This is a genomic window from Sphingomonas sp. Mn802worker (assembly GCF_000382485.1).
In the GTDB taxonomy this organism is placed as follows: domain Bacteria; phylum Pseudomonadota; class Alphaproteobacteria; order Sphingomonadales; family Sphingomonadaceae; genus Sphingomonas.
In genome coordinates this window covers 248,456-261,532 of record NZ_AORY01000001.1, presented here as the reverse complement: position 1 = coordinate 261,532, position 13,077 = coordinate 248,456, and the positions used below count along the sequence as shown (strand labels likewise).

The window sequence follows — 13,077 nt, the reverse complement described above, 5'->3', positions numbered from 1 at the left end:
CGGCGGTTGGGCGGCGGACACCTGCGTGCCCGGATAGTGATGGGAAGAAGCGTATGTGTGGCATCGTCGGCATCGTGGGTCAGGACGACGTGGCGGACCGGCTGCTCGATGGCTTGAAGCGGCTGGAATATCGCGGCTACGACTCCGCTGGCATCGCGACCGATCATGACGGTGCGATCGAGCGGCGGCGCGCCTCGGGCAAGCTGGTCAATCTGGCGCGCGAACTCGCCGAGCATCCGCTGCCTGGGCACACCGGCATCGCGCACACGCGGTGGGCGACGCACGGCGGCCCGACCACCAACAACGCGCACCCGCACGCGACCGGCGAGGTTGCGGTGGTGCACAACGGCATCATCGAAAACTTCAAGCCGCTGCGCGAGGAGCTGATCGCGCGCGGTCGCGTCTTCACCAGCGAGACTGATACCGAGGTCGTGGCCCACCTCGTCAGCGAGCAGGTCGAAGCGGGGCTCGATCCCCAGAGTGCGGTACGCGCGATACTGCCGCGGCTGCACGGCGCGTTCGCGCTCGCGATCCTGTTCCGCCGCCATCCCGACCTGTTGATCGGTGCGCGGCTTGGCTCGCCGCTCGTCGTCGGGCACGGCGATGGCGAAACGTATCTCGGCTCCGACGCGCTCGCGCTTGCGCCGCTGACGCAGCGGATCGCGTATCTCGAGGAGGGCGATTGGGTCGTCTGCACGCGCGAGGGCGCGCAGGTATTCGACCGTGACAACACGCCGGTCGAGCGCGCGGTGACGATCTCGGGCGTGACCGGAGAGCTGATCTCCAAGGGCAATCATCGCCACTACATGCTCAAGGAAATCTACGAGCAGCCGATCGTCGTGGCGCAGACCTTGCGCTCGTACCTGCAGCGAATGGACGAGTCCGTCACGCTGCCGATCCCCGAGTTTGACCTGTCCGGCATCAAGCGTGTCACTATCGTCGCGTGCGGTACCAGTTTCTACGCCGGGATGGTCGCCAAATACTGGTTCGAGCAGTTCGCGCGCGTGCCGGTCGACCTGGATGTCGCGAGCGAGTTCCGTTACCGCGCGCCGGTGATGGAGGCGGGTGGGCTCGCCCTGTTCATCAGCCAGTCGGGCGAGACCGCCGACACGCTGGCGGCGCTCCGTCACGCGCGCAGCGAGGCGCAGACGATCGCGGTTGTCTGCAACGTGCCGACCAGTTCGATGGCGCGCGAGGCGGACCTGTTGCTGCCGACGCACGCCGGACCGGAGATCGGGGTCGCCTCGACCAAAGCCTTCACCTGCCAGCTTGCGGTGCTCGCCGCGCTCGCTGCCAATCTGGCGCGTGCGAAGGGGCAGCTGAAGCCCGGTGAAGAGCGGCAGATCGTGCGGCACCTGGGCGAGGCACCCGCCGCGATCAATGCCGCGCTCGCCTATGACGAGGCAATACAGGCGATGGCAAGCGTCGTCGCGGTGGCACGCGATGTACTCTACCTCGGGCGTGGCACCGACTATCCGCTCGCACTCGAAGGCGCGTTGAAGCTGAAGGAAATCAGTTACATCCACGCCGAAGGTTATGCCGCGGGTGAGATGAAGCATGGTCCGATCGCGTTGATCGACGATGCGGTGCCGGTCGTGGTGATCGCGCCGTCAGGCCCGCTGTTCGACAAGACCGTCAGCAACATGCAGGAAGTGCAGGCGCGTGGCGGTCGCGTGGTGCTGATCAGCGATTACGACGGCATCCAGGCAGCGGGCGAGGGCTGCGTCGCCACCATCACCATGCCGAAGGTCCACCCGCTGATCGCGCCGCTGGTGTACGCGGTTCCGATCCAGCTGCTCGCCTATCATGTCGCCGTCGCCAAGGGCACCGACGTCGATCAGCCGCGTAATCTGGCGAAGAGCGTCACCGTCGAGTGACGTGACCCGCTGAGTTGCAGCGATGCCGACCCGCGTCAGGCGGCGTGGGCGATCGGCGCTGTTGTAGTCGATTGGCGGACATGCTCGTCGATCGCATCTGCCACCTGCGGTAGCACCTGCGGCGGGAGCGTGTGGCCCATGCCGTCGATCTCGATCAGCCGCGCGCCGGGGATCGCGCGCGCGGTCTCGCGCCCGCCGGTCACGGGCACCAGCGGATCGTCGCTGCCGTGGATGACGAGCGTCGGCGCGGTGATGCGCGATAGCCGCGCGCTGCGGTCTCCGTCCGCGATGATCGCCGCCATCTGACGCACGAAGCCCGCGGGGTGCCGGTTGCGCAACGTCTCGCTTCTGATCCGCTCGGCCAGAAATGCGTCCTCCATCGGGAAGCGCCCACCCACAACGTTCGCAGCAAGCGTACCATGTGCGACGATCGCCTCCAGATCGTCGCTGCGGGGATGACGCAGCAGCACGGCGGTTGCGCGCATCGTCGGACGGGAGCAGTCCGCTCGTCCGGTGGTCGACATGATTGAGGTGAGTGACCGCGTCCGCTCCGGCCACGAGGCGGCGACCAGTTGCGCGATCATGCCGCCCATCGAAGCACCGACGATGTGTGCGCTCTCGATGCCGAGCGCATCCATCAGCCCGATCGTATCGGCGGCCATATCCTGCAGCGTGTAGGGCACGGGCGGTGTGCGGCCGAATTGCTGGATCATCGCGGTCCAGACGATGTTGGGCGTTCCCGCATGGTCGAACTTGGTCGACAAACCGACATCGCGATTGTCGAACCGGATCACGCGAAAACCGCGCGACACCAGATCATCGACCAGCTCGATCGGCCAGCGGACAAGCTGCGCCCCCAATCCCATGACAAGCATGATCGGCGGCGCGTCGCGGTCGCCGTGATCCTCATACTCGATCGTGATGCCGTTTGCCCGAACCTGCGCCATGGCTTTCCTCTACCGCCACGATGCGGCCCGTGTCATGAAAATGCAATGAACCAGCGGGTGTTCCGACGCTTTGCGCTGCACGCGGTGCGTGATAGCCACATCGGCGATGACTGATCGCCTGATCCTTGATGAGTTCGTGCCCTTCCTGCTGTCGGTCACGTCGAACCGCGTCAGCGGCCGCATCGCCACCGCTTATGAGTCGCTGTTCGGTCTCAGCATTCCCGAGTGGCGGCTCATCACCGTCATCGCCGAAGGGCAGGCGACAACGCAGGCGGAGATCGGCGAGCGCACGCGGATGGACAAGGTGACGGTCAGCCGCGCGGCGATCGCGCTGACGCAGCGCGGCCTGCTGGAGCGCAGCCCCAACAGCCAGGATCGGCGCTCGCATCACCTGATGCTGAGCGCCGCCGGCCGCACGCTCTACGCCGAGGTGGCCCCGAAGGCGAAGGAGCTCGAAGCACGTATCTTCTCGCGCTTCAGCGTCGACGAGGTCGCGCGATTCACGGCCATGCTGCGGCGGATCGACGTCGTGGCGGGAGAGCGCGATTGACTGACGAGCCGCTGATCGCCGCGCTGGAGCTGGGCGGAACGAAGTGCGTCGCGATGCTGGCGAGCGGTCCCGACGCGATCCTCGAAGAAGTGCGCGTGCCGACCACCCGGCCCGAAGAAACGCTTCCGGCGTTGGAAGCGGTGCTCGACGGCTGGCGCGGCTTCGCAGGCATCGGGATCGGCAGCTTCGGACCCGCGTCGATCGATCGCCGCTCGCGCGACTATGGACAGATCACGTCCACGCCCAAGCCCGGCTGGGCGAACACCAGCATCGCGCGCCGCTTTGCCGAGCGGTACGACGTACCAGTCGGATTTCACACCGATGTCGTTGCTGCGGCGCTCGGCGAGGCACGCTGGGGCGCGGCGCAGGGGCTCAATGCGCTTGCCTATGTGACCGTCGGGACCGGCATCGGCGCGGGCATGATCGCGCATGGGCAGCCGGTCGACGGGCTGACGCATGCCGAGCTCGGTCATATCCGGGTCCCGCGGTCGCACGGTGACGATTGGAGCGGCGTGTGCCCGTACCACGGCGCTTGCGTCGAAGGGCTCGCATCCGGCCCGGCGATCGCGGCTCGCGCGGGGATCAAGGGCGAGGAGCTTCCCGCGGATCACGCTGCGTGGGACAGCGTCGTCGACGCGCTCGCCAATTTGATGGGAACGCTTGCGCTGACCGGTGTGCCGCGACGCATCGTGCTGGGTGGCGGGGTGTTGGTCGGCAATCCGCACCTGCTGCCGCGACTGCGGGCCGCGACCAGATCAACGCTTAATGGTTACGTCGCACGGCCCGAGGTGGAGGACATGGACACGTTCCTGGTGCCCGCCGCGCTTGGTGCGAACGCTGGACCGCTGGGCGCGGTGGTGCTGGGGCAACAGGCGCTGGCGGAGCGCGCTGCGGTAAGTTTTACGCGGGTTTAACCCTCTTCGCTTACCGTCTCGTCACGCGCTGCCCGATCGGCTGGCGCGACCAAGAGGCGACGACGCATGCGCATATTGATCGTGGACGACGAACCGGCGATGCACGACAGCTATCGGCGCAGCTTCGCGTCGGCGTCGGGTGCGCAGGACGATGCGCTGTCCGCGATGGCAGCCGAATTGTTTGGTGACGAGGGCGGACCTGTCGATGACGCGGGTACGATCGCATTCGACTGTGTCCACCACATGCAGGGAATGGACGCGGTCGCCGAGATAGAGCGCGCGCAGCGAGACGACGCGCCGTTTGCGGTGGCCTTCATCGACGTACGGATGCCGCCCGGCATCGACGGCAAGGAAACAGCCCGCCGCATCCGCGCCGCCGACCCTGAGGTCAACATCGTCATCGTCACCGGCTATTCCGACTTTTCCCCGGTCGAGATCAGCAAGGTCGCCGGACCGGCCGACAAATTGTTCTACATCGCCAAGCCGTTCGAGGTTGCCGAGATCGTCCAGACCGCGACCGCGCTCGCGCACCGCTGGGAGGCCGACCGCGCGCTCAAGGCTGCACGCGAGCAGCTGTCGCGTCAGGTGGTGCAGTTGGAAGAGCAGGCTGCCGAGCTTGCGGCCAACGAGATGAAGGCGGTGCACGTCGCCACCCACGACTCGCTGACCGAGGCGCCAAACCGGCTCGCGTTCCTGCGCGCGCTGGGCGAACGCTCGAAACAGCCGGGGCGCTTCGCCGTGGGCATGATCGACCTCGACCGGTTCAAGCTGGTGAATGACACGCTCGGACATCTGGCGGGTGACGAGCTGATCCGAGCAATCTGCGCGATCCTGCAGGAGACGATCCCGGCCGGCGGGCTGGTCGCACGGCTGGGCGGCGACGAATTCGGGCTGCTGTTCGAAACAGCGGGCGAGCAGGCGGCGGAAATGGCGTGCACGCGTGTCGTCCATGCCTGCGCCACCGAGTTGAAGGTGCTGGGTCACGCTGTGCAGGCGGCGGCCTCGGCTGGCGTCGTTACCGCGGGCGAGGGCGACAATCGTGATCCGATCGACCTGATCCGCCGCGCCGATCTGGCGCTCAACGACGCGAAGCGGAGCGGACGCGGGATCGCACGATTGTTCGATGAAAGCATGGACGAAGGCGTGCGCGTCCGTCGCCGGATCGAGACCGGACTGTCGCAGGCGATCGCGCGCGACGAACTGGCGCTCGTCTACCAGCCGATCGTCGCGCATGGCACGTTCGAGGTCGTCGGGTTCGAGGCGCTGTTGCGCTGGAACACGCGCGAATATGGCCCGATCAGCCCGGCGACATTCATCCCGATCGCCGAAGAATCAAACCTGATCCACGAATTGGGCGACTGGGTGCTCGAACACAGCCTCGACGTATTGCAGACGTGGCCGGGCCAATATGTCTCGGTCAATTTCAGCCCGCGCCAGTTCCGGCGGCATAACTTCGTCGGCTACATCATGGAGCGTTGCCAGCGTGCGGGCGTCGAGCCGGGCCGGTTGCAGATCGAGATCACCGAAACCGCGATCTTCGACGATGCCGACCGTGCGGCGGAGACGCTGTATCGCCTTCGCCAGATGGGCTTCCGCATCGCGCTGGACGATTTCGGCACCGGATATTCGTCGCTCTACAACATTCGCAAGTTCGCGCTCGATGCGTTGAAGATCGACCGCAGCTTCATCGACGGCATGTCGCGCGAGAAGGAGTCGGCCGCGATAGTGCGCTCGATCGTCCACCTGGCGCAATCGCTCAATCTAACGGTGATCGCGGAGGGTGTGGAGACCGCCGCGCAGGTCGACCTGCTGCGTGTGGCGGGCGCGAGCCACTTGCAGGGCTATTACTTCGCCAAGCCGCTGGCCGAGTCGCTGGCGCGCGAGATGGCACATACCCGCTTCATCGAGGTCGAGCTCGCAACCGGCACGCTTGGTTGATGGTGGCGGGCTGATGGCAGCGCATGTCAGGCGGCGCGTTGGGGCGCTGCGCAATCCACGCTCGCTTGGCGCACAACTTGTGCTGATCCTGACCCTTGTCGGCGCAGGCGGCGCAGTCGCGATCGCGCTGCTGCTCGCGGCGATCATCACGCCGAGTTTCGGCAAGCTCGAGCGGCGATCGGTCGATGCGCACGTCGAGCGGACCCATGCCGCGCTGTCGGAATATGCCAACAAGGTCGAGAGCGCGGTCAAGGATTATGGCGACTGGAACGACAGCTATGATTACATGACGCGGCCGACTGTCACGTTCGAGCGGGAAAGCTTCTCGCCGCTCGCGATGGCGAACCTGGACGTCAATGCGATGGCCTATGTCGGGAACGATCGCCGGATCGTGATCGCACGCTGGATCGACGAAGCGCGGCACGACCAGCCGGCGATGCGCGCGCGGCTGGTGCGGATGATCGCCGCGCTCGACCTGCGGCGATTGCTGGGTGCGAAGAGCGCCACCAATTTCTACGCCCGGATGGGCGGCGTCGTCGCGGCGGTCGGTGTTGCCAAGGTGCGCCGCAGCGACGGCACCGGTGCGCCGCGTGGATATGTTCTGATGGCGCGGGAGATCAGCTCACGCCAGCTCGCCGACCTGCTCCAGCTCAATGCCACGATCGACCTGACGCCGGCCAGCAACGAGGTGGTGCAGCAATCGCGCGCGCGGATGACCATCACGGTCCCGATTGATGGCGCGGGCGGCGCGCCCGTCGCCAGCGCGCGCTTCACCGTGCCCCGCGACGTGTCGATGCTTGGGCAGCGAATGCTGCTACTGGTGATCGCGGGATCGGTGCTGCTGCTGCTGGTGGTGCTGATGGTGCTGCGTCGGATGATCGGACGCCTCGTCCTCTCGCCGCTTGCGCGTGTCGAGCGGCACATGGAACGCGTTCGCGTCTCAGGCTCGCTTGCGCTGCTTGAGGATAACGGGCGGCGCGACGAGATCGGTTCGCTTGGACTGAGCTTCAACGGCATGCTGACGCAGTTGAAGAACCTGCGTGAGCAGATCGAGGCGCAGAGTTTCGCGCTCGGCCGGTCGGAAAGCGCGGTGGCGGTCATGCACAATGTCCGCAACGCCTTGTCGCCGATCTCCACCGTCATCAGCCACGGCATCAACCGCGCGCCGCCGGTCGATCAGACGATGCTGGTACGGGCGGCCGACGAGCTGGGCAAGGCGGACGTGCCGCCCGCGCGACGCGAGAAGCTGGCGGCGTTCGTGCGCGCCGGCGTGACCGCGATGGAGGCGGCGCGTGCCGAGCAGATCGAGCAGCTGGGCATCGGGCGCGATGCCTTGGGCCATGTGCTCGACATCATCGGGCAGCAGCAGGCGGCCGCGCACGAGCGTCCGCCGTTGTCGACGTGCGACATGACCGAGGTTATCGCCCAGAATGCGACGATCGCGCGCTATTCGGGCAAGACGCACATCGCCTTCACTTACCCGGCTGAGCCGTGCCCGGTGCTCGCCAACCGGGTAATTCTGAGCCAGGTGGTCGGCAACCTGTTCGCCAATGCAGCGGAGGCGATTGCGGCGGCCGGACGCAACGGCGGCAGGATCACGGCATCCTTCACGCGCACGGGCGATGCGGTCGCCGTGCGGATCAGCGACGATGGCGAGGGGTTCGATCCCACGGTCGGCGCGACCCTGTTCCAGCGCGGCTATTCGACCCGCGCGCACAAGTCTGGCGGACTGGGACTGCATTGGTGCGCCAATTCGATGACTGCGATGGACGGTGCGCTGCGGCTGGAGAGTGAGGGAAAGGGCACAGGCGCCAGCGCTATCCTGACGCTTCGTGCCGCGACCGCAGCCGAGATGAGCGTCGCTGCATAAGGTCGGCGTGGCCCAACCGCGGCAGCGTGGTAAGCGAGGTCGGTTAGATGCCGCAGCCGGCCGCCGGGCTGACCATCGGCGGAACCTTGAGCTCTTCGTCTGCCCGGTGGAGGCGTCGAATCATGCAGCGACGTCGCTGCGATCCGGCGTGAGGTAGGGCGCGACCAGCCCGCGCGACAGGTACCAGCGCTGCCTCTCGGATGGCAGTGTGTCGAAGGCGGCTATGGTGCCGCGACAATCGGGGGCACCGCACGTACAGGTCATGCGCCAGTCGGGGTCAGCAAGCGTGGTTGAATAATCCCAGGCGATTTCCTCGCCTTCTGCGATGTCGCGGATCGCGACCAGGATCGGCGTGTCGCCGGTGAAGCGCAGGCCGGTGTTGGGTGCGCAGCTGTGGTTGATCAGATCGTCGATGCCGCCCGACGGTCCGAGGTAGGTGTCGCGCGCGATCTGAACGAAGCGATCCGCCGGGCCGCTCAGTCGCCGCGGTAGCCGTCCGGCGGGCAAGCGACGTCCGGCGAAGGCGACAATCTGATCGCCGCTGCGGAACGGCTGTGCGGCGAACACCGCCTTGCCCAGATGCGTCTCGCGCACGGCGAACGGATTGGCGGGCGCATAGACGTCGAGTACGCGCAACCGACCCTCGCGCCAGCCGAACGAGCGTAACGGATTGACCGTGGCGAGCCCGATCATGAACCAGACACTTGCATGGCAGGTGAGCTCGACAAGGATGTAGGCGTATTCGCCGACGCCTTGCCCGCCTGTCCGCGTCGCCAGCATCAGCGTCGCCAGATCTCCGATCGACCAGAGCCCCCAGGCCGGGGATCGCTCACGCGAACGATCGGCAACGACGCTGCGCCACGTCGGCCAGAAGCTGACGGGGACGGCCGCGACCACCAGCATGTGCGCCCAGAATGCCTCGCGAAAGACGAGCCATAACAGGATCGCGGCGAGCGAGGATCCCATGCAGATGCCCTCGAGCAGGTCGGGCGCGGACCAGCGCGATCGCTGCCACAAGGCGACTGCGATCATCACGCAGGCAGCGGCGGAAAACAGGAACACCACCGATTGCGCGGTACCGGGATTGACCGCGGCGTAGGTGAACGCCTCCACCAACGTGGCGCTGCTCCAGATCAGCCAGGATGCGCGGTTCGGCTCCACCAGCCGCCGGCGCAAGCCCGCGAGATAGATGGCGTAGCCGGTGAAGCTGGCGGCAACGGCGAGAAGGAACCAAAGGTCGGTGATCATGCTCGCGGCCAGACAGGGTTAATGCGAGCGTAACGATCGTTGCTGGGATCGTCCAGCAGGGTGACGCGAGCGGGTCGACCGCGCGCGGGCGAGCCTATGGCATGTGGCGCTTGTCGAGCTTCCGCGCGAGGGTGCGGCGGTGAAGACCGAGGCGGCGCGCGGCCTCCGACACGTTGAAGCCGGTGTCGGCGAGCGTCTGGTGGATATGTTCCCATTCCAGCGTCTTGATCGAGGTCGGACGCGTGGCGAGGTCGGCCTGCGCGTCGCCGTCAGCGCGCGCGAACGCCGCTTCTATGTCGTCGGTATTGGCGGGTTTGGTCAGGTAATTCGTTGCGCCGAGCTTGATCGCCTCAACCGCGGTCGCGATGCTGGCGAAACCGGTCAGGACGACGATCCGCGTCGCAGGGTCGCGCTGGTGCAATCGCTCAACACAGGCCAGGCCCGAGGCGCCGGCAAGGCGCAGGTCGACGACGGCGAACTCCGGGCGAAACGTCTCCATGGCGGTGTCGAGCGGATCAGGGCCGCCGATCACCTCGACCTGGTAGCCACGGCGCTCGAACGAGCGAGCGAGAGTGCGCGCGAACACCGCGTCATCCTCGATGATGAGCAGCCTAGGCCCATCGGTAGCGGGCTGGGTCATATTGGATGTTCCTCATCGACGAGCAGGGCGGCGAAGGGCAGTTGCAGCGTCACCTCGGCCCCGCCGTGCGACAGGTTGCGTGCGTCGAGCGTCCCGCCGAGCGTCCTGAGCACGTTGGTGGACAGGAACAGGCCCAGGCCCGCGCCGCGCCGGTCCTTGCTGCTGTGATACGGCTTGCCGATGTTGCCGAGGATCGATGGCGGAAAGCCCTGACCATCGTCGCGGACGCGGATGACCAGCAGGTCGCGATCGCGCTCCACGCCGACGTGGATCCGCGTCGCGCCGGCCTCCGCCGCATTGTCGACCAGATTGATCAATGCCTGCGCGAGCGCGCGATCGGTGACGATCGTCGCATCATGGGGCAGCCGATCGTCGAGCGTGACGACGGCGGGACCGGACCAGCCCCCGACGATATCGCCGATGAAGCGTCGCAGGCCGATGCGGGCAGGTGCCTCGCCCGTCACCTCGCCCGCAGCGAAGAGGATGCCGGCGAGGATCTGCTTGCAGCGTGCAACCTCGGTTCGCATGTCCTCCACCTCGCCGGCGAGCGCCGGTTCGGCGAGTATCGCCGGCTCGCGCCGCCAGTCGCCGAGCGCGACCGACAGCGAGGCGAGTGGTGTGCCGAGCTCATGCGCGGCGCCGCTGGCGAGCAGGCCCATGCGGACGATATGTTCCTCCTCCACCGCGCGCTGACGCAGGCGCGCGAGCCGCGCGTCACGGTCGCGCAGATTATGCGCGATGCGGGTGACAAAGGCGACGAGCAGCACCGCGGCGAGGGTGAAGTTGAACCACGAGGCGAACAGGTACGGCGCGGACAGGCGGCTGGCGTAGAGACCGGGCAGCGGCACCGGATGGAAGATGATGGTGAGGGCGGCGAAGGCAAGGCTGGTGAGCGCCACGAGCAGCCAGCTCGACCATGCCTCGAGCAATACCGCACCGAGCACGACCTGTAGCAGGAACAGGGTGACGAAGGGGTTGGTCGCACCACCGCTGAGAAACAGCTGCAGCGTCAGGCAGGAAACGTCCACGACCAGCCCGGCGAGCAGCTGGAGATTGGTGGGTGTATGCCGCCGCTCCGCGATCAGCACGAGCAGGTTCAGAACGACAAGCAGCATCGCCGTCATCAACATCGTGTGCACCGGTAACGCGATGTCGAGCAGGTAACGTACCGCGAGGATCGTCGCGATCTGCCCGCCGACCGCGAGCCAGCGGAGCTGCACCAGCAGCATGAAGTTGCGCCGCAGCGCGTCGTCGGGGCTGGTGTCCTGCATGGGCGCGTCGCTGAGCCCTGCCACGCGTCAGCCTTCGTCCTGCGTGCCGCGGATTGCGCGCGCGAGCAGGAAGGCGACCAGCGCCGCGAGGCCGAACCAGGTGAGGGCGTAGACGAGGTGGTTGTTCGGAAAACGGACAACCGTCATCCCGGTGCGCGGCCAGCCGCGGCCGTTCACATCGGCGTCCACGAAATAGGGCGCCACCGCGCGCAGCCGCCGTTTCGCGGCGATCGCGGCGACATCGCGCGAGTACCAGCGGTCGGCGGCGACGTCGTTGCTGCGCAGGAAACCGCCGCCGGGCTCGCTCACCCGCAGCAGCCCGGTGACATGTTGCTCGTTCGTCGCGGCGGGGTGACGGCCGCGCTCACGCGCCGGCACGAAGCCCCGATTGACGAGCACCGTCCAGCCGCTGTCTGTCTCGAACGGTGTCACGACCCAGTAACCGGCGCCGAGATCGGTCGCTGCCTGCGTATAGGTATCGGCACCGGCGCGATAATGTCCGGTGAGGGCGACGCGGGTATAGGCGTCGTCCTTGCCGATCGTCGTCCAGCGCGCCGGGCCGGGCGCCGCGACCGGCGCGGCGGCAAGGCGGTGTTCGACCCGTGCGATCAGATCGAGCTTCCACGCGCGTCGCTCTACCTGCCAGATACCCAGCGCGATCAGCACCGCGATTGCGATGCTGCCGAGGGCCAGCGGCAGGACGCGGGCGTGCGCTAGGCTCACATCTGGTCCGACATCTCCGCCGCTGACGTCGGGTTCATCGGCGGCATCATGTTCTGGTTCATGTGGAACATGACCCACAGCGATCCCGTCAGCGCGATCACGACGATGATGACCGTGAAGATCAGCGACATGAGCGTCCAGCCGCTTTCCGACTTGCGGTTCATGTGGAGGAAGTAGATCATGTGAACGACGATCTGCACGATCGCGAGCACCATGCAGATGCCGGCCGCAACCGACTTGTCGGCGATCGCGCCGGACATGACGAGCCCGAACGGGATTGCGGTCAGGATCACCGACAGGACGAAACCGGTGACGTAACCCTTCATCGAGCCGTGCGGCGCGCCGTCGTGTGCGTGGTCGCCGTGCCCGTGTTGATCCTGCCCGGCGGCCTGACCCTGCGCATGGGCCTGCGGCGCGACCTCAGGTCCGGCGGCGACGGGTGCTCCTCGCGTGTCGGCGCTCATCGCAGCACTCCCAGAAGGTAGACGAAGGTGAAGACGCCGATCCAGATGACGTCAAGGAAGTGCCAGAACAGCGACAGGCACTGCAAACGACGCATGTTGGCGTCGATCAGCCCCTTGCGCGACACCTGCACCATCAAGGTAACGAGCCAGATGATGCCAAAGGTCACGTGCAGGCCGTGGGTGCCGACCAACGTGAAGAACGACGACAGGAACGCCGAGCGCCACGGGCCTGCGCCCTCGGCAATCAGGTTGGAGAATTCGTACAGCTCGATGCCGAGGAAGCACAGGCCGAACACGCCGGTGATGGCGAGCCAGCCGAGCGTCGCGCCCTGCTTCTTCTGATCGGCCGCGAGCATGGCGAAGCCGTAGGTGATCGAGGAGAACAGCAGCATTGCGGTGTTGACCGCGACCAGCGGCAGCTCGAACAGCTCGCTCGGACGCGGGCCGCCGGCATAGCTGCCGCCAAAGACGCCCCAGGCCGCGAACAGCATCGCAAAGATGAGGCAGTCGCTCATCAGGTATAGCCAGAAGCCGAGCATGGTGCTCGCACCCGGCGGATGCTCGTGCGGATCGGTGTCGTAGAACGTCACCGCGTCCTGCGCGCCGGGGGGCACGTTGGTCGTGCTGCTCATCGC

General features: G+C 66.8%; 12 protein-coding genes. 5 read left to right on the top strand and 7 right to left on the bottom strand.

The features are described 5' to 3' along the window. Positions 1–53 precede the first annotated feature (53 nt). Positions 54–1,877: a glutamine--fructose-6-phosphate transaminase (isomerizing) gene (gene glmS, locus SMN802W_RS0101300; protein WP_019515073.1), complete on the top strand. Its 1,824-nt coding sequence runs from the start codon at positions 54–56 to the stop codon at positions 1,875–1,877. A gap of 35 nt (positions 1,878–1,912) precedes the next feature. Here the strand turns inward: glmS and SMN802W_RS0101295 are convergent, their stop codons facing one another. Continuing rightward, positions 1,913–2,824 (bottom strand): alpha/beta fold hydrolase, encoded by a 912-nt coding sequence (locus SMN802W_RS0101295; RefSeq protein ID WP_019515072.1) that lies wholly within the window; start codon positions 2,822–2,824, stop codon positions 1,913–1,915. A 106-nt stretch (positions 2,825–2,930) separates the two neighbouring features. On the opposite strand from SMN802W_RS0101295, the gene SMN802W_RS0101290 reads away from it, so the two are divergent. The 4 genes from SMN802W_RS0101290 to SMN802W_RS0101275 all read left to right on the top strand — a co-directional run bounded on the left by SMN802W_RS0101290 (position 2,931) and on the right by SMN802W_RS0101275 (position 8,096). Continuing rightward, on the top strand, positions 2,931–3,374 hold the full coding sequence (locus SMN802W_RS0101290) for a MarR family winged helix-turn-helix transcriptional regulator (protein WP_019515071.1): 444 nt from the start codon (positions 2,931–2,933) through the stop codon (positions 3,372–3,374). Further along, positions 3,371–4,288, top strand: coding sequence for an ROK family protein (locus SMN802W_RS0101285; protein WP_019515070.1), 918 nt, complete (start codon positions 3,371–3,373; stop codon positions 4,286–4,288). The genes SMN802W_RS0101290 and SMN802W_RS0101285 overlap by 4 nt, the downstream gene beginning before the upstream one ends. A gap of 66 nt (positions 4,289–4,354) precedes the next feature. Continuing rightward, positions 4,355–6,226 carry a putative bifunctional diguanylate cyclase/phosphodiesterase gene (locus SMN802W_RS0101280; protein WP_019515069.1) on the top strand — a complete coding sequence of 624 codons (1,872 nt, stop codon included), beginning with the start codon at positions 4,355–4,357 and terminating at the stop codon, positions 6,224–6,226. Between the two features lie 13 nt (positions 6,227–6,239). Then, complete coding sequence (locus SMN802W_RS0101275; RefSeq protein WP_019515068.1) at positions 6,240–8,096, top strand: sensor histidine kinase; 1,857 nt, start codon at positions 6,240–6,242, stop codon at positions 8,094–8,096. 120 nt (positions 8,097–8,216) lie between these two features. Here SMN802W_RS0101275 and SMN802W_RS0101270 read toward each other — a convergent pair whose 3' ends face one another. The 6 genes from SMN802W_RS0101270 to cyoC form a co-directional block, all read right to left on the bottom strand. After that, complete coding sequence (locus tag SMN802W_RS0101270; protein WP_019515067.1) at positions 8,217–9,344, bottom strand: SET domain-containing protein; 1,128 nt, start codon at positions 9,342–9,344, stop codon at positions 8,217–8,219. A 94-nt stretch (positions 9,345–9,438) separates the two neighbouring features. Continuing rightward, complete coding sequence (locus SMN802W_RS0101265; RefSeq protein WP_019515066.1) at positions 9,439–9,984, bottom strand: response regulator transcription factor; 546 nt, start codon at positions 9,982–9,984, stop codon at positions 9,439–9,441. Beyond that, complete coding sequence (locus SMN802W_RS0101260) at positions 9,981–11,279, bottom strand: ATP-binding protein (protein WP_019515065.1); 1,299 nt, start codon at positions 11,277–11,279, stop codon at positions 9,981–9,983. The genes SMN802W_RS0101265 and SMN802W_RS0101260 overlap by 4 nt, the downstream gene beginning before the upstream one ends. A 3-nt stretch (positions 11,280–11,282) precedes the next feature. Next, entirely contained in the window at positions 11,283–11,978 is a 696-nt protein-coding gene (locus SMN802W_RS0101255) for an SURF1 family protein (RefSeq protein ID WP_019515064.1), read from the bottom strand. After that, on the bottom strand, positions 11,975–12,442 hold the full coding sequence (gene cyoD / locus SMN802W_RS16140) for a cytochrome o ubiquinol oxidase subunit IV (RefSeq protein WP_019515063.1): 468 nt from the start codon (positions 12,440–12,442) through the stop codon (positions 11,975–11,977). Before cyoD ends, SMN802W_RS0101255 begins: the two co-directional genes overlap by 4 nt. Further along, entirely contained in the window at positions 12,439–13,074 is a 636-nt protein-coding gene (cyoC, locus tag SMN802W_RS0101245; RefSeq protein WP_019515062.1) for a cytochrome o ubiquinol oxidase subunit III, read from the bottom strand. Before cyoC ends, cyoD begins: the two co-directional genes overlap by 4 nt. Positions 13,075–13,077 lie beyond the last annotated feature (3 nt).

What these genes read in the sequence shown, in the direction of transcription:
- SMN802W_RS0101295 (WP_019515072.1), bottom strand. Translation starts at nt 2,824, where the DNA reads ATGGCGCAGGTTCGGGCAAACGGCATCACGATCGAGTATGAGGATCAC.
- glmS (WP_019515073.1), top strand. Translation starts at nt 54, where the DNA reads ATGTGTGGCATCGTCGGCATCGTGGGTCAGGACGACGTGGCGGACCGG.
- SMN802W_RS0101290 (WP_019515071.1), top strand. Translation starts at nt 2,931, where the DNA reads ATGACTGATCGCCTGATCCTTGATGAGTTCGTGCCCTTCCTGCTGTCG.
- cyoD (WP_019515063.1), bottom strand. Translation starts at nt 12,442, where the DNA reads ATGAGCGCCGACACGCGAGGAGCACCCGTCGCCGCCGGACCTGAGGTC.
- SMN802W_RS0101275 (WP_019515068.1), top strand. Translation starts at nt 6,240, where the DNA reads ATGGCAGCGCATGTCAGGCGGCGCGTTGGGGCGCTGCGCAATCCACGC.
- SMN802W_RS0101265 (WP_019515066.1), bottom strand. Translation starts at nt 9,984, where the DNA reads ATGACCCAGCCCGCTACCGATGGGCCTAGGCTGCTCATCATCGAGGAT.
- SMN802W_RS0101270 (WP_019515067.1), bottom strand. Translation starts at nt 9,344, where the DNA reads ATGATCACCGACCTTTGGTTCCTTCTCGCCGTTGCCGCCAGCTTCACC.
- SMN802W_RS0101280 (WP_019515069.1), top strand. Translation starts at nt 4,355, where the DNA reads ATGCGCATATTGATCGTGGACGACGAACCGGCGATGCACGACAGCTAT.
- cyoC (WP_019515062.1), bottom strand. Translation starts at nt 13,074, where the DNA reads ATGAGCAGCACGACCAACGTGCCCCCCGGCGCGCAGGACGCGGTGACG.